Origin of the sequence: Gemmobacter serpentinus, assembly GCF_008973825.1 — a bacterium.
In the GTDB taxonomy this organism is placed as follows: Bacteria; Pseudomonadota; Alphaproteobacteria; order Rhodobacterales; family Rhodobacteraceae; genus Gemmobacter; species Gemmobacter serpentinus.
In genome coordinates this window covers 111,361-132,404 of the sequence record NZ_WCHR01000017.1, presented here as the reverse complement: position 1 = coordinate 132,404, position 21,044 = coordinate 111,361, and the positions used below count along the sequence as shown (strand labels likewise).

25 protein-coding genes are annotated in these 21,044 nt (G+C 64.1%); 19 read left to right on the top strand and 6 right to left on the bottom strand.

The window, feature by feature from the left end; translation table 11 throughout:
• Positions 1 to 24 precede the first annotated feature (24 nt).
• The gene (yajC, locus tag GBJ34_RS10850) at positions 25 to 351 is read right to left on the bottom strand and encodes a preprotein translocase subunit YajC (RefSeq protein WP_151719287.1); all 327 of its coding nucleotides are present in this window, start codon (positions 349 to 351) and stop codon (positions 25 to 27) included.
• A gap of 253 nt (positions 352 to 604) precedes the next feature.
• Here yajC and serS point away from each other — a divergent pair, with 253 nt between their 5' ends.
• Positions 605 to 1,894: a serine--tRNA ligase gene (gene serS / locus GBJ34_RS10845; protein ID WP_151719286.1), complete on the top strand. Its 1,290-nt coding sequence runs from the start codon at positions 605 to 607 to the stop codon at positions 1,892 to 1,894.
• A gap of 185 nt (positions 1,895 to 2,079) precedes the next feature.
• Here the strand turns inward: serS and GBJ34_RS10840 are convergent, their stop codons facing one another.
• Positions 2,080 to 2,700: a lytic transglycosylase domain-containing protein gene (locus tag GBJ34_RS10840; protein ID WP_151719285.1), complete on the bottom strand. Its 621-nt coding sequence runs from the start codon at positions 2,698 to 2,700 to the stop codon at positions 2,080 to 2,082.
• Positions 2,701 to 2,970: 270 nt separating this feature from the next.
• Between GBJ34_RS10840 and ssb the strand changes: the two genes are divergently transcribed.
• The 7 genes from ssb to GBJ34_RS10805 all read left to right on the top strand — a co-directional run bounded on the left by ssb (position 2,971) and on the right by GBJ34_RS10805 (position 8,756).
• Positions 2,971 to 3,546 carry a single-stranded DNA-binding protein gene (gene ssb, locus GBJ34_RS10835; RefSeq protein WP_151719284.1) on the top strand — a complete coding sequence of 192 codons (576 nt, stop codon included), beginning with the start codon at positions 2,971 to 2,973 and terminating at the stop codon, positions 3,544 to 3,546.
• Between the two features lie 11 nt (positions 3,547 to 3,557).
• A complete protein-coding gene (locus GBJ34_RS10830) occupies positions 3,558 to 4,523 on the top strand; it encodes an acyltransferase family protein (RefSeq protein WP_151719283.1) in 966 nt (321 codons plus the stop codon).
• A 93-nt stretch (positions 4,524 to 4,616) separates the two neighbouring features.
• Positions 4,617 to 4,979, top strand: coding sequence for an SUF system Fe-S cluster assembly protein (locus GBJ34_RS10825; protein WP_151719282.1), 363 nt, complete (start codon positions 4,617 to 4,619; stop codon positions 4,977 to 4,979).
• A 203-nt stretch (positions 4,980 to 5,182) separates the two neighbouring features.
• Complete coding sequence (locus GBJ34_RS10820) at positions 5,183 to 5,542, top strand: HesB/IscA family protein (protein ID WP_151719281.1); 360 nt, start codon at positions 5,183 to 5,185, stop codon at positions 5,540 to 5,542.
• Positions 5,543 to 5,713: 171 nt separating this feature from the next.
• Positions 5,714 to 6,454 carry a triose-phosphate isomerase gene (tpiA, locus tag GBJ34_RS10815; protein WP_151719280.1) on the top strand — a complete coding sequence of 247 codons (741 nt, stop codon included), beginning with the start codon at positions 5,714 to 5,716 and terminating at the stop codon, positions 6,452 to 6,454.
• 121 nt (positions 6,455 to 6,575) lie between these two features.
• Positions 6,576 to 7,520, top strand: a complete 945-nt coding sequence (locus GBJ34_RS10810; RefSeq protein ID WP_151719279.1) for a DMT family transporter — start codon at positions 6,576 to 6,578, stop codon at positions 7,518 to 7,520.
• Positions 7,521 to 7,562: 42 nt separating this feature from the next.
• Positions 7,563 to 8,756, top strand: a complete 1,194-nt coding sequence (locus GBJ34_RS10805) for a cytochrome P450 (protein WP_151719278.1) — start codon at positions 7,563 to 7,565, stop codon at positions 8,754 to 8,756.
• A gap of 222 nt (positions 8,757 to 8,978) precedes the next feature.
• Here the strand turns inward: GBJ34_RS10805 and GBJ34_RS10800 are convergent, their stop codons facing one another.
• Positions 8,979 to 9,440 (bottom strand): Lrp/AsnC family transcriptional regulator, encoded by a 462-nt coding sequence (locus GBJ34_RS10800; RefSeq protein WP_151719277.1) that lies wholly within the window; start codon positions 9,438 to 9,440, stop codon positions 8,979 to 8,981.
• 141 nt (positions 9,441 to 9,581) lie between these two features.
• Here GBJ34_RS10800 and GBJ34_RS10795 point away from each other — a divergent pair, with 141 nt between their 5' ends.
• The 5 genes from GBJ34_RS10795 (at position 9,582) to GBJ34_RS10775 (ending at position 13,673) form a co-directional block, all read left to right on the top strand.
• Positions 9,582 to 9,881, top strand: coding sequence for a DUF2849 domain-containing protein (locus tag GBJ34_RS10795; protein ID WP_151719276.1), 300 nt, complete (start codon positions 9,582 to 9,584; stop codon positions 9,879 to 9,881).
• An 81-nt stretch (positions 9,882 to 9,962) separates the two neighbouring features.
• The gene (locus GBJ34_RS10790; RefSeq protein ID WP_151719275.1) at positions 9,963 to 11,633 is read left to right on the top strand and encodes a nitrite/sulfite reductase; all 1,671 of its coding nucleotides are present in this window, start codon (positions 9,963 to 9,965) and stop codon (positions 11,631 to 11,633) included.
• Positions 11,623 to 12,399, top strand: a complete 777-nt coding sequence (locus GBJ34_RS10785; RefSeq protein ID WP_151719274.1) for a phosphoadenylyl-sulfate reductase — start codon at positions 11,623 to 11,625, stop codon at positions 12,397 to 12,399. Before GBJ34_RS10790 ends, GBJ34_RS10785 begins: the two co-directional genes overlap by 11 nt.
• Entirely contained in the window at positions 12,396 to 12,797 is a 402-nt protein-coding gene (locus GBJ34_RS10780; RefSeq protein WP_151719273.1) for a DUF934 domain-containing protein, read from the top strand. Before GBJ34_RS10785 ends, GBJ34_RS10780 begins: the two co-directional genes overlap by 4 nt.
• Before the next feature lie 51 nt (positions 12,798 to 12,848).
• The gene (locus GBJ34_RS10775) at positions 12,849 to 13,673 is read left to right on the top strand and encodes a ferredoxin--NADP reductase (protein WP_151719272.1); all 825 of its coding nucleotides are present in this window, start codon (positions 12,849 to 12,851) and stop codon (positions 13,671 to 13,673) included.
• Between the two features lie 125 nt (positions 13,674 to 13,798).
• Here GBJ34_RS10775 and GBJ34_RS10770 read toward each other — a convergent pair whose 3' ends face one another.
• Positions 13,799 to 14,656, bottom strand: a complete 858-nt coding sequence (locus GBJ34_RS10770; protein WP_151719271.1) for a hypothetical protein — start codon at positions 14,654 to 14,656, stop codon at positions 13,799 to 13,801.
• Between the two features lie 314 nt (positions 14,657 to 14,970).
• Here GBJ34_RS10770 and infC point away from each other — a divergent pair, with 314 nt between their 5' ends.
• Positions 14,971 to 15,459, top strand: a complete 489-nt coding sequence (gene infC, locus GBJ34_RS10765) for a translation initiation factor IF-3 (protein ID WP_264177068.1) — start codon at positions 14,971 to 14,973, stop codon at positions 15,457 to 15,459.
• Between the two features lie 82 nt (positions 15,460 to 15,541).
• Here the strand turns inward: infC and GBJ34_RS21080 are convergent, their stop codons facing one another.
• Positions 15,542 to 17,422, bottom strand: coding sequence for an OmpA family protein (locus GBJ34_RS21080; RefSeq protein ID WP_151719270.1), 1,881 nt, complete (start codon positions 17,420 to 17,422; stop codon positions 15,542 to 15,544).
• A 319-nt stretch (positions 17,423 to 17,741) separates the two neighbouring features.
• Here GBJ34_RS21080 and rpsF point away from each other — a divergent pair, with 319 nt between their 5' ends.
• The 4 genes from rpsF to GBJ34_RS10740 all read left to right on the top strand — a co-directional run bounded on the left by rpsF (position 17,742) and on the right by GBJ34_RS10740 (position 20,187).
• Complete coding sequence (gene rpsF / locus GBJ34_RS10755; RefSeq protein WP_151719269.1) at positions 17,742 to 18,158, top strand: 30S ribosomal protein S6; 417 nt, start codon at positions 17,742 to 17,744, stop codon at positions 18,156 to 18,158.
• Positions 18,159 to 18,181: 23 nt separating this feature from the next.
• Positions 18,182 to 18,409: a 30S ribosomal protein S18 gene (gene rpsR, locus GBJ34_RS10750; protein WP_151719268.1), complete on the top strand. Its 228-nt coding sequence runs from the start codon at positions 18,182 to 18,184 to the stop codon at positions 18,407 to 18,409.
• Positions 18,410 to 18,421: 12 nt separating this feature from the next.
• Positions 18,422 to 18,991: a 50S ribosomal protein L9 gene (gene rplI / locus GBJ34_RS10745; protein WP_151719267.1), complete on the top strand. Its 570-nt coding sequence runs from the start codon at positions 18,422 to 18,424 to the stop codon at positions 18,989 to 18,991.
• A gap of 170 nt (positions 18,992 to 19,161) precedes the next feature.
• A complete protein-coding gene (locus tag GBJ34_RS10740; RefSeq protein WP_151719266.1) occupies positions 19,162 to 20,187 on the top strand; it encodes a nucleotidyltransferase family protein in 1,026 nt (341 codons plus the stop codon).
• Here the strand turns inward: GBJ34_RS10740 and hisI are convergent.
• On the bottom strand, positions 20,165 to 20,524 hold the full coding sequence (gene hisI / locus GBJ34_RS10735; protein WP_151719265.1) for a phosphoribosyl-AMP cyclohydrolase: 360 nt from the start codon (positions 20,522 to 20,524) through the stop codon (positions 20,165 to 20,167). The two genes, GBJ34_RS10740 and hisI, sit on opposite strands and share 23 nt — an antisense overlap.
• Positions 20,525 to 20,590: 66 nt before the next feature.
• On the opposite strand from hisI, the gene GBJ34_RS10730 reads away from it, so the two are divergent.
• Positions 20,591 to 21,019, top strand: a complete 429-nt coding sequence (locus GBJ34_RS10730) for an iron-sulfur cluster assembly scaffold protein (protein ID WP_151719264.1) — start codon at positions 20,591 to 20,593, stop codon at positions 21,017 to 21,019.
• Positions 21,020 to 21,044 lie beyond the last annotated feature (25 nt).

Below are 21,044 nucleotides of genomic sequence, written 5' to 3'. Positions count from 1 at the left end.
GGATGTCCCGTCTGTCGGCGGGCCTTAGGCCGCCGGTTCCGTCTTGTTCATGACCTGAACGATGGTCGAACGCGGGGTCTTCACGACCACATTCGGCGCGATCTCGACGTCAAGCACGCCGTCATCATGCACTTTCTGCACCTTGCCGAAGATGCCGCCCTGGGTCAGCACCTGATCGCCGCGGCGCAGCGCATCGACCATCGCACGATGGCTTTTCATCTTTTTCTGCTGCGGGCGGATCATCAGGAAATACATGATCGCGAAGATCAGGATCAGCGGCACGAAGCTGGTGAAGGCCGAAGCAGCACCGGCGCCACCGGCGGCCTGTGCGAAAGCGGGGGTCACGAACATGGAGCGTCCTTGTTTTCGTCCGGTCGGGCCGGGGTCTGATATGTCGGATCGGGGCAAGCCCTGCCCCAATTTGGTGGCGCACCCTATCCATGCAAGGGGCTGATGGCAAGGCGCGCCCCGATCACGAGATCGGCGTCATATCGTGGCGGTTTCCTGCCCCCGCCTGCCCGGCATTGCCCACCCGCGCCCGCGATGTTGCCCCGCCTGTCCCGATGATGCATAGAAGGGCACCTATTAAGCCAATGGTGACAACATGCACGACATCCGCGCGATCCGCGAAAATCCCGAACACTTCGACGCCGCTCTGGTGCGTCGCGGGCTGTCGCCGCTGTCGTCGTCCGTGCTGGCGCTGGATGAGGCGCGCCGCAACGCGATCCGCGCCGCTGAAACTGCGCAGGCCGCGCAAAACGCCGCCTCCAAAGAGGTGGGCGCTGCCAAGGCCCGTGGCGATGATGCCGAGTTCGAGCGTCTGCGCGCCCTTGTCGCTGAAAAGAAGGCCGAGGTCGCCGCGATGACCAATGAGGCCAGCGCCAAGGATGCGGAACTCCGCGACATGCTGCTGACCATCCCGAACAGCCCGCTTCCCGAAGTGCCCGAGGGCACGGATGAGGCGGACAATGTCGAAATCCATCGCTGGGGCAGCCCCCGCGTCTTTGATTTCGCCCCCAAAGAGCATTTCGACATTGCCGGTGTGAAGCCCGGCATGGATTTCGCGACTGCGGCCAAACTGTCCGGCTCGCGCTTCGTGGTGCTGCGCGGCGCGGTGATCCGTGTCCACCGCGCGCTCGCGCAGTTCATGCTCGACACCCATGTGAATGATCATGGCCTGACCGAGACCTGGACCCCGGTTCTGGTCAAGGAAGAGGCGATGTATGGCACCAACCAGCTGCCGAAATTCGCCGAGGACAGCTATCAGACCACCAATGGCTGGTGGCTGGTGCCGACCTCCGAGGTGACGCTGACCAACACCGTGGCGGGCGATGTGCTGGACGAGGCGACGCTGCCGATCCGCATGACCGCCCATACCCAATGCTTCCGCTCCGAGGCCGGGTCGGCGGGCAAGGACACCACCGGAATGCTGCGCCAGCACCAGTTCGAAAAGGTCGAGATGGTGTCGATCACCACGCCCGAGACCAGCCTTGCCGAACATGCCCGCATGACCGAATGCGCGCAGAACATCCTTGAAAAGTTGGGGCTGCCCTATCGCACCATCGTGCTTTGCACCGGCGATATGGGCTTTGGCGCGACCAAGACCCACGATCTGGAGGTATGGCTGCCCGGCCAGAACGCCTATCGCGAGATCAGTTCGGTCTCGGTCTGTGGGGATTTTCAGGCCCGTCGCATGAATGCCCGCTTCCGCCGCGCCGAGGGCAAGCCCGAATTTGTCCATACGCTGAACGGATCGGGCCTGGCTGTCGGGCGCTGCCTGATTGCGGTCCTGGAAAATGGCCAGCAGGCAGATGGCTCGGTCGAACTGCCGGCCGTTCTGCACCCCTATCTGGGCGGCAAGACGCGCATCTCGGCGCAAGGCACGCTGGAGTAATTGACGACAGGCGGGGGCCTCGAAGCCCCCGCATCATTCTTTTTCGCGACAATTTCCCTTGGGGGAAGTTTGCCTGAAAGGCAAAGGGGGGCAGACAGCCCCCCTTTTTGTTTTCGATCAGATCCTTGGCACGCGCGTATCGCTGGTGCACAGATCTCTGGCCCAGTCAAATCTGCGGTGCCAGATCAGCCACCCAGGATCACTTTCACATAATTCTTGGTTTCGGCGTAAGGCGGGATGCCGCCATGCTTTTCCACCGCCAGCGGCCCGGCATTATAGGCGGCCAGCGCATGGCGCCAGTTGCCGAATTTTCCATACATCATCGACAGGTAGCGCGCCCCGCCCTCAAGGTTCTGATGCGGATCGTTGATATCGACCTTCAGATAGCGCGCGGTATCGGGCATCAGCTGGGCAAGGCCGGTCGCACCTTTCGGCGAGACAGCGCCGGGGTTCCAGCCACTTTCCTGCTGCACGAGGCGCAGGAACATATCTTCCGGCACGCCATGTTTGCGGGCCATTTCCTTGGCGACTGCCAGATATTGCCCCTTGTATGCCCCGCGATAGGCCGGCGCGACAACCTGCGCGCTCGCCTCTTCCAGCTTGGGCTTGCCCGGCTTCAACCGGCTCGAACCCGCATATTGCTTGGCCAGTCGCCCGTCGAGCAGCGCGGTCTGCGAACTGAACAGACCGGCCCGCGATTTCGTCGATCCCGACAGACGCAGCCCCTCGGCTGCCGATGGTGCCGCCCCCAGGCCGATCAGGGCCAAGGCTGCCGCAGCCGCCATCACAATCGTCTTCCGCCGCATTCGTCACCATAGGCAATTCTTGATCTTCGGGCGGAACTATACCGATTTCACCCTGCCCTGCCAGCGTTTTTCCGCCCAGGCCGGCCCGACCCGGCAGCTTCCCGCCCGCAGCGGCCATACCATGGGAACCGGCCTTCGGGTCGTTGCCAGCCCCCGCACCCCCTGCTAGACGGAGCCTTCATACAGGTCTAGGAATGGCCTGAAGGGTCAAGATTTGCTTTACCAGTTCAGGTAAAACTGGCCCGCAACACGCGGAATCAGGGGGTCGCCATGGCGGGCAGCGTCAACAAGGTCATCATCGTCGGCAATCTCGGGCGCGACCCCGAGGAGCGGAGCTTCCAGAACGGCGGCAAGGTGGTGAACCTGCGCATCGCCACCAGCGAAACCTGGCGCGACCGCAACAGCGGAGAACGGAAAGAGCGCACCGAATGGCATTCGGTCGCCATCTTCAACGAAAACCTCTGCAAGATCGCCATGCAATATCTGCGCAAAGGCTCCACCGTCTATATCGAGGGCGCGCTGGAAACCCGCAAATGGCAGGATCAGTCCGGGCAGGATCGCTACACGACCGAAATCGTGCTGCGCCAGTTCCGTGGCGAACTGACGCTGCTGGGCGGGCGCGGCGATGGCGGCGGCGGGCCGAGCTATGACGACCAGGGCGGCGGCGATTACGAGGGCGGCTCGGGCGGAAGTTCCGGCGGTGGCCGTGGCGGCTATGGTGGCGGCAATTCGGGTGGCGGCCGTGGCGGTTATGGCGGCGGCAATTCGGGCGGCTATGGCGGCGGCAATTCCGGGGGGGGCAATTCCGGTGGCCGCAGCGACATGGATGACGAAATCCCGTTCTGAGCGGCAAGACCATGTCAGCCGCCGGGCGCAGCCGCGCCGTTGATCTGCTGAAGCTGCTCCTCGCGCTGATGGTGGTGGGCATCCATGCCAACCCCTTCCGCGAGCTGGGCCGCACCGCGATGCTGATCACCGGCGAGGGGCTTTACCGGCTGGCGGTGCCGATCTTCCTGCTGCTGAACGGCTATTTCCTGCAGGCCGCGCTGACCAAGGGGCGCGGCCTTGCCACCTTGCGCCGCGCGGTCACGCTCTATCTCATCTGGATGGCACTTTATCTGCCGATCTACTGGACCGCGCTGATGGCGCAAAACTGGTGGCAGAACCTGAGGATGCTGGTCTTCGGCTATTGGCATCTTTGGTATCTGTCGGGCATGGCACTGGCCACCGCGCTGATCCTGCCGATCGCCCGCTGGTCGCCCCGGCATCTGGCGCTGCTGGCGGCGGGGTGTCTCGGCCTCGGGCTGGCGCTGTTTTACGGCCAGTCCTTCGATATGTTCCGTATCGAAAGCCCCTGGTGGCAGGATCCGCTGCCCGCGCATCGCAATGCGCTGACGCTGTGCCTGCCTTACATGCTGATCGGAATGCTGATCCGGCGGCTGGATCTGGCCGCAACTCTGCCGCGGGGCCCGGTGCTCATGGTGGCCATGCTGGCAGTTTTTCTGGTCCCCGTCGAATCCCTGGCTGTGGGCTATATTGCCCCGCGCGGCATTGCGCATGACACGATGCTGAGCCTGACACTCGCCGCCCCCGCGCTGATGATCGCCGCGCTGCAATGGCCCGGCGGCATGACGGGCCGCACCATTGGCGATTACGCCAGCGGGATCTACTTCCTGCATGTGGCCTTTGTCGCGCTGCTGCTGCGCCATACCTTCCTGACCGACCCGGCCTATCGCCCGGCGGTCTGGTCCATTGCCGTCCTGGGGTCCTGCCTTGGGGTCTGGGCCTTGCGCCGCAGCGGTCTTGCCGCGCGGCTGTTGTGACCGGGCAGAACAGTTGGCCCAACCCGACCACGCCCACTGGACCTTGGGCCCGCCATTCCCTATATAAACGCTCAACCAAGCGCGAGACCCGACATGACCGAGCAAACCTTGCCGCTGGAAGGCGCCCCGCTCATCAAGCCCTCCACCACCGAACATCCGCTGTATGACAGCGTGGTGGAAGCCTGCCGCACGGTCTTTGACCCGGAAATTCCGGTCAATATCTATGACCTCGGCCTGGTCTATACCGTCGAGATTGCCGAAGAAGGCGATGTGAATGTGGTGATGACCCTGACCGCCCCGGGTTGCCCCGTCGCGGGCGAAATGCCCGGTTGGGTCGGCGATGCGGTCGAATCCGTGCCCGGCGTGAAATCGGTTCAGGTCGCCATGACCTTTGACCCACCCTGGGGCATGGAGATGATGTCGGATGAGGCCAGGCTGGAACTTGGCTTCATGTAAGCCCTGCCAGATCTAAGCCCGGCCTGATCGGGCAATCCGATCAGCCGATCCGATGAGACGGGCAAGCGTTGCCGCCAAGGGCAATGCACGCAGGGGCGAATGCGCGAGGGGTGTTCGCCACAAATCCCCCGGCAAAGCGCGACGCCCCCTTGAGGCCCCCTGCGCGAAATCCTATCTTTGTGCCATAGCATAAGGACCATCCCATGTTCGGCATCCCCGGCAAGCAGGCCGTCACCATCACCCCCGCCGCCGCCAAGCAGATCGCGCGACTGATGACCAAGCAGGGTTCGCAGGGTCTGCGCATCGGCATCAAGAAGGGCGGGTGCGCGGGCATGGAATACACCATGGATTATGTGACCGAAGTGAATCCGCTGGACGAAGTGGTTGAACAGGATGGCGCGCGGGTCATGATCGCGCCCATGGCGCAGATGTTCCTGTTCGGCACCGAAATCGATTATCAGATTTCCGCGCTGGAAGCCGCGTTCAAGTTCAACAACCCCAATGTCTCCGAGGCTTGTGGCTGCGGGGAATCCATCAAGTTCAAGGACCAGCCGACGGCCTGAGGCCGGATCGGGCTGCGCATCGCGGAGGGCTTGCGGGGGATCGCGCCTGATGCGGGGTTGGGCCCTATCCCCGATCCCACGCCCGATCCGGCGTGACGCGGGATTGGGGACTTTTCCTTACCGCCCGCGCCTGCCATAACTGCCGCGACACCAGACAAGCGGGGGATCGCGATGCGCAAACTGGCAGCAGGCAATTGGAAGATGAATGGCAATGCGGCCGCACTGTCCGAGGTGACGGCGCTGCTGTCCGCGCATCCCGATCCGACCTGCGAGATGCTGCTCTGCCCGCCCGCCACGCTGATCGCGCAGATGAACTGGGCCGCGCGCAACTCTGCGCTGCGCATCGGTGGGCAGGATTGCCACGCCAAGGCCGCGGGCGCACATACCGGCGACATTTCTGCCGCGATGCTGAAGGATGCCGGTGCCACCTATGTCATCCTTGGCCATAGCGAGCGCCGCGCCGATCACGGCGAAAGCGACGAAGAGGTGCGCACCAAGGCCGAGGCCGCCTTGGACGCGGGGCTGATCGCCATCGTCTGCGTCGGTGAGACCGAATTGCAGCGCGATGCCGGCCAGACCCTGGCCGTGGTCGGCGCACAGTTGAAGGCATCGGTTCCCGATGCGGTCACGGCCGAAAACGTGGTCATCGCCTATGAACCCGTCTGGGCCATCGGCACCGGCCGCACCCCCACGCTGGACGAGATTGCCGAAGTTCATGCCTTTCTGCGTGCCGAACTGGCGGCGCGGATCGGCGATCAGGCCACAGGCGTGCGGCTGCTTTACGGCGGCTCGGTCAAACCCTCGAATGCGGCAGAGATCTTTGCACTGGCCAATGTCGACGGCGCGCTGGTGGGTGGGGCCAGCCTGAAGGCCGCCGATTTCGGTGCCATCGTCGCGGCGCTTTCGGCCTGATCTGCGGGTTGACCCGCCGCAATCGGCAGCTCAACCGCGACAGAATCCGTCGCAGATGACAAAGCCCCGGACCAGATTGCCCAGCATCGTCACGGCATATGTCGCGCGATGAGGGTCTGCCATGTCGCCTGTTTCCATGTCGCCTGCCTCCACCGCGCCTGCTTCCATGTCGGCTTTCCGGGCCAACCTGTTCTGCCTGCTGTCGATGATCGCCTGGGCCATGGGCTTGCCCGCGGCCGATCTGCTGATCGGGCTTGTTCCGCCCCTGCCCCTGGCTGCGGCGCGACTTGGCGTGGCCGCAATCATGCTGGTGCCGTTCTGGCTGATGGTCGAAGGCGCGCCCACACTCGGCCGCGCGCCGTGGTGGCGTGGCACATTGATCGGACTTGTCATGCTCGGCCTGCCGGGCCTTCTGATCGTCGTCGCGCAGGCCCGCACCGATGCGGTGACCGTCGCGGTGATCTCGGCCACCTCGCCAATCATCGGCATCACGCTGGAAACGCTGTTTGACGGCCGCCGCATCACACCCGCCTTGGTGATTGGCCTTGGCCTGACACTGGCGGGCGGGGTCTTCGCGCTGTCGGATACGCTGGGTCAGGTCGAATTTGGACTTGGGGCACTGGCGGCCTTCGGTTCGGTCTTCTTCTACACGCTTGGCTCGCGCCTGACGATCACCAGCCTGCCGGGGATGAGCCCGCTGGGCCGCAGCACCATCACCCTTGCCGGGGCGGCGGGCGTGATGGTGATGCTGGCGCTGATCGGAGCCGGGTTCGGCCTGCCCGCGCCGCAATGGCCGGCGCTTGGCTGGACACAAGGGGCCGCGCTCCTGGTCTTCGGCGTGATCGGCCTTGCCCTGACGCAACTGCTGTGGATTGCGGGCGTCGGCCCCTTGGGCATCGGGCTTGCCTCGCTTCACCTGAATGCCGCCCCCTTCTATGTGATGATCTTCACCTTCCTGCTGGGCGCGGAGTGGAGCTGGACCCAGACCTTCGGCGCGTTGATCGTGGGGCTTGGGGTGCTGATCGCGCAAAGCCGCCCCGCCCTTTACCGCCCGGCTGCGGCCTGATAGCGCAGCAAGCCAAAGACCGTCTGACCACAGGATTGCCCCATGCCGGACCTCGCCATCTTGCACCAGTCGCCGACCGATCCGGGTTTCGTGCAGAACCCCTATCCGTTTTATGAGCGCGCAAGGGCGCAGGGGCCGTTCTTCTACTGGCAGGATTACGGCCATATCGCGACCGGCAATGCGGCGGCGGTGAACGCGATCTTCCGCGACCGCCGCTTTGGCCGAGAGGTGCCGGCAGATCGGCAAAGCCCGATCCCCGATCACTTGAAACCCTTCTACGCGGTCGAGGCGCATTCCATGCTGGAGCTGGAGCCGCCGCGCCATACAAGGCTGCGCGGCCTTGTGCTGCGCGCCTTCACCTCGCGCCGGATCGCGGCACTGGCACCGGAAATCACCCAACTGTGTCATGATCTGGTCGATGCCCTGCCAACAGGCGAATTTGACCTGCTGCAGCATTTCGGGCAACGCCTGCCGGTCACCGTCATTGCCCGCCTGCTGGGCGTGCCCGAGGAGATGGGCGACGACCTGCTGCGCTGGTCCAATGCGATGGTCGGCATGTATATGGCGGGCCGCGACCGCGCGCGCGAAGACCGGGCAGTACAGGCGACCGAGGATTTCGTGGCTTTCATGCGGTCTTATGTGGAGGAACGCCGCGGCACGCCGCGCGACGATCTGATCTCCGCCCTGATCGCGGCGGAACAGGCGGGGGAGAAGCTGTCGACCGATGAGTTGATCACCACCTGCATCCTGCTGCTGAATGCCGGGCATGAGGCCACGGTGCACAGCATCGGCAACGGGGTGAAAACGCTGCTGGAAACCGCGACCCCGCTTGCGGCACTTGGCCCCAATTCCATCGAGGCCGCGGTGGAAGAAACCCTGCGCTTCGATCCGCCGCTGCATATCTTCACCCGCTGGGCCTATGAGGATATCGAGGTGATGGGCACCCTGATCCCCAAGGGCACCGAGCTGCAACTGTTGCTGGCCGCCGCCAACCGTGATCCGGGCGTGTGGGAGGATGCAGATACGTTCCGCCCCGGCCGCCCGGTCAAACCCAATGCGAGCTTCGGTGCGGGCGTGCATTTCTGCGTCGGCGCGCCGCTGGCACGGATGGAATTGCAGATCGCGCTGCCGATCCTGTTTGACCGCCTGCCGAAACTGCGGCTGACCGAAGCGCCGGTCTATGGCGATGTCTACCATTTCCACGGGCTGACGCGCCTGATGGTGCGGGCAGATTGAACGCGGCGCAGGCCATGTTCCATCACGCCCGCGCGATTGAGAAAAGGGGGCTACCCGCCCCCTCTGGGGCCCTACGGCCCCATTCACCCCGGGGGATATTTGAAAACAGGTGAGCGGACAGATCCGCCCCCATTTCATCTGTTCAAAAATATCCTGCGGGGGGCGCCTCCGGCACGGAGGCGGGGGGCGCAAAGCCCCCCTCTTTGGCGCGCGCCTTCGGCCTTACAACGGCAGGGCCGTGGTCGACTTGATCTCTTCCATGCTGAGCAGCGCGGTGACGTTGTGGATCTTCACCTGCGCGATCAGCGCCTGATAGAACTGGTCATAGGCGCGGGCGTTTTTGACCCGCACTTTCAGGATGTAATCGATATCCCCGGCCAGGCGATGCGCCTCCAGCACTTCGGGGCGATCCCGCAACGTTTGCAGGAATTTGCGCTGCCAGTCGGCCTCATGTTCCGAGGTGCGGATCAACACGAAGAAACATGCCTCCAGCCCAAGCGCCTCGGTGTCAAGGATCGCGGTCTGCCGGGTGATCACCCCGGTTTCCTTCATGCGCTTGATCCGATTCCAGACCGGGGTCTTGCTGGAGCCGACCTTGCGCGCGATTTCATCCAGTGACTGGCCGGAATCCTCCTGCAACTCGGCAAGGATTTTCCGGTCGATCTCGTCCAGGCGGGCTGTCATTCCGATTTTCCTATGCTGACAAGAACCATGTCCCATTCCGACGCCACAATGGAACATATTTCCTTATCTGCAAGGGGTATCTGGCCGGATTATGGGAAAATATCCTATATACTGGTCAGAGTTTTCAACCCGGAGGCACATATGGCCCGCTTCACCCCCAAGGTCGTGACCGCGAATGCGCTCGTCGAGGGCGATGTGGTCTATCTGACCGCCGACAATCGCTGGTCGCGCCGCCATCAGGAGGCCGAGTATCTGGATGACGAGGCCCATGCCCAGCTGCGCCTGCTCTATGCAATGGGTCAGGGCAAGATCGTGGTCGGGGCCTATCTGGCTGATGCCAAACCCGGCCCCAACGGCCCGGAGCCTGCGCATTTCCGCGAAGTGTTCCGCACCCGCGGCCCGTCCAATTACTTCCTTGGCAAACAGGCCGAACTGATCTGACTGCGCCCCCCGCATCCTGACCGTAGCCGCCCCTCTGATCCGCCCCCCTCCTGATCCGCCACGCACCCGAAGAGCCACGCCATGTACAGCTATTCCGAATTTGACGAAGCCTTCGTGCGCAGCCGTGTGGCGCAGTTCTCGCAGCAGGTGGAGCGCCGCCTAGAGGGCGCGCTGACCGAAGAGGAATTTCGCCCGCTGCGCCTGATGAACGGGCTCTATCTGCAGCTGCACGCCTATATGCTGCGCGTGGCCATCCCCTATGGCACGCTGAACCCGCGCCAGATGCGCCAGCTTGCGATGATCGCCGAGACCTGGGACAAGGGCTATGGCCACTTCACCACGCGGCAGAACATCCAGTTCAACTGGCCGAAACTGCCCGACGTGCCCGCGATCCTGTCGGCACTGGCCGATGTGGAGATGCACGCGATCCAAACCTCGGGCAATTGCGTCCGCAACGTGACCTCGGATCACTTTGCCGGTGCCGCCGCCGATGAGCTGGAAGACCCCCGCCCCTATGCGGAGCTGCTGCGCCAGTGGTCAACAGACCACCCGGAATTCCAGTTCCTGCCGCGCAAGTTCAAGATCGCCATCACCGGCAGCCCCAATGACCGTGCGGTGACGCGCGCGCATGATATCGGCCTGCGCATGGTGAAGAATGACAAGGGCGTCACCGGGTTCGAGGTGCTGGTGGGTGGCGGTCTGGGTCGCACGCCGATGGTCGGCATGGTGGTGCGGGAATTCCTGCCCATCGAAGACCTGTTGCCCTATGTCGAGGCGGTGCTGAGCGTCTACAACACGCTGGGACGGCGCGACAACAAATACAAGGCCCGCATCAAGATCACCCTGCACGAGACCGGCAAGGATGAGATCACCCGGTTGATCGAGGCGCGCTTTGCCGAACTGCGCCCGCTGTTTGGTGGCCATGACCAGGCATTGCTGGCCGATATCCGCGCGGCCTTTGCCCCGCCCGCCTTCCGCAATGCGCCGGTGGATGCCTATGACGCCTTCTACAAGGCCGATCCGGTGTTCCGGGCTTGGGCCGATACCAACTTGGCCGAGCATCGCAATGCTCAATATGCCATCGTGACCGTCAGCATGAAGGCGCATGGCAAGACCCCGGGCGATGCCACGGGCGAACAGATGCGCGTGTTGGCCGATCTGGCCGAACAGTTCGGCCATGACGAGCTGCGCATCAGCCATGAGCAGAACGTGATCCTGCCGCATGTCCACAAATCGGACCTGCCCAAGATCCATGCGATCCTGTCGCAGCACGGGCTGGCCACGGCCAATGTCGGGCTGATCTCGGATATCATCGCCTGCCCCGGCATGGATTACTGCGCACTGGCCACCGCCCGCGCCATTCCGGTGGCCGAGCAGATCGCGTTGCGCTTTGACGAGCTGAAGCTGGAACACGAGATCGGGCCGCTGAAGATCAAGATCTCGGGCTGCATCAATGCCTGCGGGCATCACCATGTCGGCCATATCGGAATCCTCGGGCTGGACCGCGCGGGCGTGGAAAACTACCAGATCACGCTGGGTGGCGACGGCACCGAAACGGCGGTGATCGGCGAGCGCGCCGGCCCCGGCTTTGCCTATGACGAAATCGTCCCCGCCATCGAGCGCATTGTTCAGGCCTATCTGGAACATCGCGACGGCCCGGCCGAAACCTTCCTTCAGGCCTATCGCCGCCTCGGCCTCGCGCCGTTCAAGGCCGCGCTTTACCCGGCGGAAGGGGCGAAGGATGCCGCGTGATACATCGCATGGTCCGCTTGGCTCTGTGGTCGAGCGGGTCGCTGCGCTGAACGGCCGCTACCGCCATCACGGCGCGACGACGGTGCTGGAACGCGCGCTTGGCGACCCCGATCTTGGCCGCGTGGCCCTTGTTTCGTCTTTCGGGGCGGAATCGGTGGTGCTGTTGCATCTGGTCAGCGTGATCGCGCCGGAAACCCCGGTGCTGTTCGTCGACACGCGGATGCTGTTTCAGGAAACGCTGGATTACCAGCGCGAGCTGGCCGAGAAGCTGGCGCTTTGCGACATCCGCACCATCCGCGCCCATCCCAAGAAGGTGGAGTTCGAGGACCCGGACGGCACGCTGCATCAGTTCAACACCGATGCCTGCTGCGCCGTGCGCAAGGTGGAGCCGCTGGAGCGCGCCCTGTCGCAATTCGATGGCTGGATCACCGGGCGCAAGCGCTTTCAGGGCAGCACGCGGCAGGAGGTCGAATTTTTCGAGGCCGAGGGCGAGACACGCATCAAGGTCAACCCGCTGGCCCATTGGGGCCGCGAGGATCTTGAGGAATATATCGTCAACAACCGCCTGCCCCGGCATCCGCTGGTCGCCAAGGGCTACCCCTCCATCGGTTGCGCGCCTTGCACCAGCCCGGTAAAGCCGGGCGAAGATCCGCGGGCGGGCCGCTGGCGCGGCAGCCAGAAAACTGAATGCGGCATCCATTTCATCAATGGCAAGCCGGTGCGCAGCAATGCCGTCACCGGCAAATCCGAGGAGAACGCGGCATGAGCGTGATCGTCACCGATACCGGCTTCACCCCTGTCGCCGACACCGTGAACCCCGGCCTGGCCGATCTGGGCACCGGCGCGGCCGTCGATCTGGCCCATACCGATGACCCGACCGCGCTGGAGCCGCTTCTGGCGCAACTGACGCTGATCCGCGTGGCCTTCCCGTCCTTCAGCGACGGCCGCGCCTTCACCATCGCACGCCGTTTGCGGATGCTGGGCTACACGGGCGAATTGCGCGCCCTTGGCCCAGTCATCTCCGATCAATATGCAATGGCCCGCCGCGTCGGCTTTGACGCGGTGGAAATCCCTGATGCGCTCGCCGAACGCCAGCCTGAAGATCAGTGGAAATTCCGTGCCAACTGGAAGGCCCATGATTATCAGTCGCGCCTGCGCGCCTGATTTCGTGCTTTCTTCCTGTCCACGGCTGACCTATTCAGGAAGGGATAAACCATGACCGAGCAAAAACCCGTGTCCGATACAAATGCTGCCAAAGTCACCCTGCCCGATGCGCAGACCGTTTCCACGGTGAAGCATTGGACGGATCGCCTGTTCTCGTTCCGCGTCGCGCGTCCGGCCTCGCTGCGTTTCCGATCTGGCGAATTTGTCATGATCGGCCTCATGGGCGACAATGGCAAACCCTTGCTGCGCGCCTATTCCATCGCCTCGCCCGCCTGGGATGAGGAACTGGAGTTCTATTCGATCAAGGTGCCGGAAGGTCCGCTGACCTCCAAGCTGCAACATATCCAGCCCGGCGATCAGATCATCCTGCGCCCCAAGCCCGTGGGCACGCTGGTCCATGACGCGCTGCTGCCTGGCAAGCGGATCTGGTTTCTGGCCACCGGCACCGGGCTTGCGCCCTTCGCATCGCTGATGCGCGAGCCGGAGACCTACGAGAAATACGACGAAGTCATCATGATGCACACCTGCCGCACGGTGGATGAGCTGGAATATGGCCGCGTGTTGGTGGAAAGCCTGAAGGATGATCCGCTGATCGGCGAGCTTGTCGGCGACAAGCTGAAATATTACCCGACCACCACGCGTGAAGATTTCCACCATATGGGCCGCATCACCGACAACCTGTCCTCGGGCAAGGTCTTTGCCGATCTGGGCCTTGCGCCGATGGACCCGGCAACCGATCGCGCCATGGTCTGCGGCAGCCTTGCCTTCAACAAGGATGTCATGGAAGTGCTGGAGAATTTCGGCCTGCGCGAAGGTGCCAATTCTGAACCGCGCGAATATGTGGTCGAAAAGGCCTTTGTCGGCGACGGCATCTGAAGCTGCGCAGACAGGCCCCGCATCGGTTGCCTGTCCTGCCGCCAGAAGACACCGGACCATCAGACGCAATATGGAAAAACGCCGCGAGTTTCCTCGCGGCGTCTTCTTTTGCCCTGCCGGCTGGATCAGAGACCGAGCGCGGTCTTGACCTGCTTCAGCGCCGCATCGACCAGCGCGGGGCTCTTGGCTGCGCCATCGACGGCGGCCTTCAGCACGGATTTGGTGCTGTCATCGATCGTCGTCGCAGCGTCGATCAGCGCGTTCACCTTGGCCGCGTCAAAGTTTGCCGGGTCCAGCACCGAAAGCGTATCGGTCGCGGCCTTGTCGGCGGCAGCGGCCGCATCGGCGGCAGCGGCCGAGGCCTCGCTTGCGGCCGCCGTTGCGGTGGCTGCGGCATCATTCGCGGCCTCGGTCGCAGCCCCGGTCACCGTAGTGGCAGCCGCGCCTGCGGCGGTGGCCGCATCATCGACGGCGGTGCCGACGGCGGCAGCGGCGTCGCCCGCAGCCTCGGTCGCTGCGGTGGCTGCGGTGCTGGCGGCATCCGCCGCGGTGCTGGCTGCCTCGCCTGCAGCAGAGGCTGCGGCAGTTGCGGCGGCGGCGGCATCGGTTGCCGCTTGCGAGGCGGCATCGCCCACGGAATTCGCGGCATCATTCACCGCCTCGGAGGCGGCTTCGGTTGCGGCCGAAGCGGCATCGGTTGCGGCGGTGGCGGCCTCATTCGCGGCGGCCCCTGCGGCCTCGGCGGCATTGGTGGCGGCAGTCACGGCCGCCTCACCTGCGCCTTGCGCGGCATCAGCCGCCGCCTCGGTCGCGGTCGCGGCCTGGGTCGTTGCATCCTGTGCCGCCTGGGTCGCAGCGCCCGCAGCTTCGGTGGCGGCCTGGGTCGCTTCCTGCGCCACCTGGCCGGCATTCTGTCCGTAGAGGTAATAGCCCGCAGCCGCTGCCGCGATCACGACCCCACCGATGATGACCTTGCTGTTCATGTGATACTCCAATCCAGACCCGTGTTTCACCGCACGGCTGGCATTCAGATGGCAGTCACGGCGCAAGATTGAAAGGGCTTTCCGGTGATTTCCGGGGGGAATTCACCCATTTCCGCATCAGGCGCACCGCCACGCCCCGCGAAATCACGATTCAATGACAGCCGAATGCCCGATCCCCCCTGAAATCATGGCGATTCCGGTTGAAATGGGCGCGGTGCAGCACTATTTTGCGCCGGAATTTCATGGCAAGAAGGATCACAGCCATAGCCCGCAGACCCCACAACGCCCCGCCGCAGCGCGAGACGGGCCCCCGTGTGAACGAACGTATCCGCGCTCCTGAAATCCGCCTGATCGGCGCCGATGGCGAGAATGTGGGTGTCGTGACCCCGGCGCGCGCCTTGGCGATGGCAGAGGAAGCCGGGCTTGATCTGGTAGAGATCTCGCCCAATGCGGAGCCGCCGGTCTGCAAGATCATGGATTTCGGCAAATTCAAATACGAGACCCAGAAGCGCGAGGCAGAGGCGCGCAAGAAGCAGAAGATCATCGAGATCAAGGAAATCAAGTTCCGTCCCGGGACCGATGACCACGATTACGATGTGAAGATGCGCGCCGTGCAGAAATTCCTTGGCGAAGGCGACAAGGTGAAGATCACCCTGCGCTTCCGGGGCCGCGAAATGGCGCACCAGCAACTTGGCCTTGAACTGCTGAACCGGGTTGCCGCCGACGTGACCGAGACCGGCAAGATCGAGTCGATGCCCAAGCTTGAGGGCCGCCAGATGGTGATGATGATCGCGCCGAAATAAGCGCAATCACCGAAACGAATGACCAGAACGAAAACGGGGGCCTTGCGGCCCCCGTTCTCATATTGCGATCTGGTCTGCGGCGTCAGTCACGCGCCAGCAGCGGCGAGATCATCCGCACAACTGTGCGGCGGTTCTGCACCTCTGCGGCCTCCGTCGGGATCAGCAACTCGCCCTCGCCATAGCCTTGCACCACCATGTTTTCCGGCGGCACCCCGAAATATTCGGTCAGGGCCAATGCCAGGCTTTCCGCCCGGCGGTCCGACAAGGCAAGGTTCATCGCGGCATCGCCCACGGCATCGGTATGGCCTTCGACCAGGAACATCTCGGCCGGGTTTGCGCGGATCGTATCGGCCATGAAGGTCCCAAGCGCCGACAGCTTGCGCGCCTCGGCCGGGTCGATCGCGGCAGATCCGCTGGCAAAGCCGATGTTTTCCACGTCGATGGTCGGGGCCAATGCGCGCACCTGCGGATAGTCGCGGATCTGTTGCAGTGTGAAGCTCTGCCCCAGTTCTTCGGTCTGCGCCCGGGCCAGGGCCGCGCGCAGCGCCGCATCCTGATCCGAAGATGACACCGACACCTGACGCGGCACCGCGCGCGGCAGCGTCGTCACATCAACCGGGCGCACCTCTCGCGCCAGATCGTCGATCAGCAGCGTCTCGCGGCCGGCGCGATCCACCGCCACCCGTTGCAACACCCGCCCGGCGGCGTCGCGCACGGTGATCACCCGGCTGCCATCGGCGCGATAGACCGTGGTGCGGGTGGAGCCATCGACAAAGCTCTCGGTTTCGACATCGGTGCCGGGCTGGCGCAGCAGCGTGTCATCATCCTTGAGCACGACATAGCGCCCGTCGCCGCGATCGACCACCACACGGTCGCCGCTGTTGGACACCACACGGTCGCCATTCTTCATCAGCGCGCCGACCGCCAGAGCCCCCAACACGACAAGACCGGCTTTCTCCAGATCGGACAGGCCACCTTTCTTTTTCTTCGCCTGCGGCTCACTGGGTGCCTGACCCGGACGGTCAGCCTGATCGCGCTGTGCAAACAGCGCAGAGAAGTCCTGGTCAGAACGCCGCACGTCATCGCGGGTGATGCGCTTGCGCGCACCCGAGGGCTTGCCATCCTCGCTGGAACGGGCGCGGTCCCCCTTGCCTTCAGCCAGGGCTGCGGCAGGTTTGCGGCGCGGCGCATCCTGCTGATCGCGGGCCGCAGCCTGCCCTTCCTGGGCACGCTTGCCATCCTGGCCGCGCTTAGGCGCGGGCTGTGCGAAAATATCGTCCAGCGCAGTCTGCGCATCCTTGGCCGGCGGATCAAGCGGGCGCGGCTTGCGGGCCGGAGCCTCGGCCTGACCAGAGGCGCGTTGCCCCTCGGGCAGCGCGAAAGACGGACCTTCCGGGCGCGCGGGCTTGGCCTCTTGCGGCTTGGCGGCGGGCTTTGCGGGCTTGGCCTGACCCTCGGCAGGTTTCGCGGGCTTGGCAGGCTTGCCCTCACCTGCGGGTTTCGCGGGTTTGGCCTGACCTTCGGCGGGCTTGCCTTCGCCGTTGCGCTTGGCGGGCTTGGCCGGTTTGCCCTCACCCGCAGGTTTCGCGGGCTTGGCCTGCCCCTCGGCAGGCTTGCCTGCGCCGTTGCGCTTGGCGGGCTTTGCCCCATCAGCCGGTTTTGCGGGCTTCTTGCCCGCGCCTTCGCCCGCCGGTTTCGCCGGTTTGCCCTGGCCTTCCGCGGGCTTGCCCTCTCCCTTGCGCTTGGCGGGCTTGCCTTCGGCGGGTTTGGCCGGCTTCTTGCCTGCTGCCTCGCCCGCGGGCTTTGCGGGCTTCTTGGCGGGCTTGCTGAAATCGGGGCCGCATTTGCCATCGGGCATCGCCGGGCAGACCTGCCCCGGATTGGACTCGGCCAGCGCCAAGCCTGGATTGATACTGGAAAGCGCCACAGAAAGCGCGGTGGTTGCGATGAGAAGCCGTCTCATAGGCAGTCCTTTCACGATTCGCCTGACCCAACGCATAACCACGCTTCGGGTTCCTGACTTGCCCCCAGCCAAAGCCGAATGCCGCTTGATATGCCATAGCAAAGCGCCGATAGCGGCTGACATGCCCGCACCATGCGCCAATCCCCGCCGAAACGCTGCACAAGCCCGGCCAGGCGCGCATAAGGCTTGCGACAGAGGGTGCGCGCGTGTATAGGCGCGTATCCTTCCGCAAACCCATGAACCGGCGCAGCCTCTCGTGGACGGGCCGTGGAAGGCCAAAGGCCCGCCCTATGAAATGCGCCTTATATACGGAGCTTACATGCCTCTCTACGAGCATGTCATGATCGCGCGTCAGGATCTGTCCAACGCGCAGGCTGAAGGCCTCATCGAACATTTCTCCACCGTCCTCGCAGATAACGGCGGCAAAGTCGTTGAAAACGAGTACTGGGGCGTCAAAACGATGGCCTACAAGATCAACAAGAACCGCAAGGGCCATTACGCCTTCCTGAAATCGGACGCGCCTGCCGCTGCCGTTCAGGAAATGGAACGCCTGATGCGCCTGCATGATGACGTGATGCGCGTGCTGACCATCAAGGTCGACGCCCATGTCGAAGGCCCGTCCGTCCAGATGCAAAAGCGCGACGAGCGCGAGCGCGGTGACCGTGGCGACCGTCCCGAGGGCGAGCGCGGCGAACGTCGTGAGCGCAGCTTCGGCGGCGGCGACCGTCGTCGTTGATCTGACAGGGAAAGGACCTCATCATGGCGAATAAACCCTTCTTCCGCCGCCGCAAGGTTTGCCCCTTCTCGGGCGAGAATGCTCCGGCGATCGACTACAAGGACGTGCGTCTGCTGCAACGCTACATCAGCGAGCGTGGCAAGATCGTGCCGTCGCGCATCACCGCAGTCTCGGCCAAGAAGCAACGTGAGCTGGCGCAAGCCATCAAACGTGCCCGCTTCCTCGCCCTGCTGCCCTATGCCGTGAAATAAGGAGCGACGAACATGCAAGTCATCCTTCTTGAGCGCGTGGCCAAACTTGGCCAAATGGGCGATGTGGTGAAGGTGAAGGACGGCTACGGCCGGAACTTCCTGCTGCCGCAAGGCAAGGCGCTGCGCGCGACCGACGCCAATATCAAGAGCTTCGAGGCCCGCAAGGCCCAGCTCGAAGTGCAGAACCTGGAAACGAAGAAAGAAGCCGAAGTCGTGGGCGAAAAGCTCGACGGCCAGGCCTTCATCGTCATCCGTTCGGCCTCCGACGCCGGTGCGCTTTACGGTTCGGTCACCACCCGCGACGTGGCGGAAGCCGCGACCGAGGGCGGTTTCACCGTGGCCCGTGGCCAGGTCGTGCTCGACCGTCCGATCAAGGACCTCGGTCTGCATTCGGTCAGCGTCGTGCTGCACCCGGAAGTCAGCGTCCGCGTGACCATCAATGTCGCGCGTTCGGTTGAAGAAGCCGAGCTGCAAGCCTCGGGCAAATCGATCCAGGAACTGGCAGCCGAGGCAGAAGCCGCGGCCGAGTTCGAGATCGCCGAGCTGTTCGACGAAGTCGGCGCTGCCGCTTCGGACGAGTGATCGCACCGACAGACCTGAAACCGCGCGAGGGGCAACCTTCGCGCGGTTTTTCTTTGGGCTGAGTCATGCTATACGCAGGAATCTACAGTATAGCACACGCCTGCTATACATATACGATTGGAGTATAGCACGATCCATGCTATACATGATCATCCATTGTCGAACACACCATGACCCAACCGCATTCCCTGATCGCACATAGCGCCTATCTCGACCTGAAGCGCCTGCTGCGTGACGATGGCACCAGCGCAATCCTTGGCAAGCCCCATCTGGTGGAGCGTGGCGGGAAGGCCTACTGGTATGATCTTTTCCGCCTCGGATCCTCGGTGCAGAACCGTTATATCGGTGAGGACAGCCCGGAGCTGCGCGACAGGATCGCCCGTCACACCGCCCTGCAAGCCGAAGCCGAGGCCCGCAGCCGCGAACGCAGCCGCTTGATCCGTCTGCTGCGCGCCGAGGGGGCACCCATGGCCGACCGGATGACCGGCGCGCTTCTGTCGGCGCTGGCGCGCAATGGGGTGTTCCGGCTCGGCGGCACGGTGGTCGGCACGCAGGCCTTCCGGCTTTACGAGATGGAGTTGGGTCTGCGCTACGGCATCGACGCCATGGCGCAAACCGATGATCTCGACATTGCCTCGTTTGAACGCCTCTCTGTCGCACTTGGGGATCATGTCGAGGAGGATCTGGCAGAGACGTTTCGGGGCCTTGCCTTTGATCCCGTGCCATCCCTGCAGGACAGCGCCGTCTGGCGCTGGCGGCAAAGCAGTTCCGGCACCTTGGTCGAATTCCTGACCCCCTCCTTCCGGCCCGAGGAGGATATCCGTCCACTGCCCGCGCTCGGGGTCTCGGCACAGTCGCTGCATTTCCTGAATTACCTGATCGCGCAGCCGATCCCTGCGGCACTTCTGTATCGCTCCGGCGTGTTGATCCAGATCCCGCGACCGGAGGCTTTTGCGATCCACAAGCTGATCGTGGCCGACCGGCGGCGCGGCGGGCCGGATGCGCTTAAATCCGAAAAGGACCGCCGTCAGGCCGCCTTCCTGATTGCCGCCTTGGCCGAGGATCGCCCAGATGAGCTGGCCGAGGCCTATGCCGGTGCGATGGCGCGCGGCCCGAAATGGCGTGACCATATCGGGCGCAGTCTCGCCCGCCTGCCAGAGACGGCGGCGCGCCTCAACACATTGGATCGGCTGTAATGCGCTCCACACCGTTTTCGACCAGCGTATAGAAGCACGAGCGCCGGTTGGTGTGGCAAGCCGGCCCTTCCTGCGTCACCTTCAGCAGCAGGCAATCACGGTCGCAATCCACCCGCAATTCCACCAGCCGCTGCACATGGCCCGAAGTCTCGCCCTTGGCCCAGAACGCCTGGCGTGAGCGTGACCAATAGGTGACATTGCCGCCGGCCAGTGTGCGGGCAAGGCTTTCGGCATTCATCCAGGCCATCATCAGCACCTCGCCCGTGGCATAGTCCTGGGCGATGGCCGGGATCAGCCCATGGGCGTCATATTTCAGGCTGGCGGGATCGAAGGCCATACGCGGCTCCTTTGCAAATCCGGGGATCGCCGCTTATCTAGGCGCTTCAGGCGGCGGAGAAAAGCGATGAGCGACGATCTGGTGAAACTCTATTCCGGCCGGATTCTGGCACTGGCCGCCAATATCCCGCATCAGGGCCGCCTGCCCGCCCCGGATGGAAGCGCGAAATGCCGCGCGCCGCTTTGTGGTTCGACCATCACCGTCGATGTCATGGCGGAGAACGGTCGCATCACCCAATTCGCGCAAGAGGTGCGGGCCTGCGCGCTTGGTCAGGCCTCGGCGGCGATCCTCGGCGATGAGGTGATCGGGCGTAATCTGCCCGAATTGCAAAGCGCGCGGGCGGGGCTTGCGGCCATGCTGACCACAGGTGCCCCCCCGCCTTTTCCTGCCTATGAGGTGCTGACCCCTGCCCGCGATTACACCAATCGCCACGCCTCGATCCTGCTGGCGCTGGATGCCAGCATCGCGGCCCTGCTGGACGCAGCAAAGCCCTGATTGCGCATAAAAAAACCGCCACGAG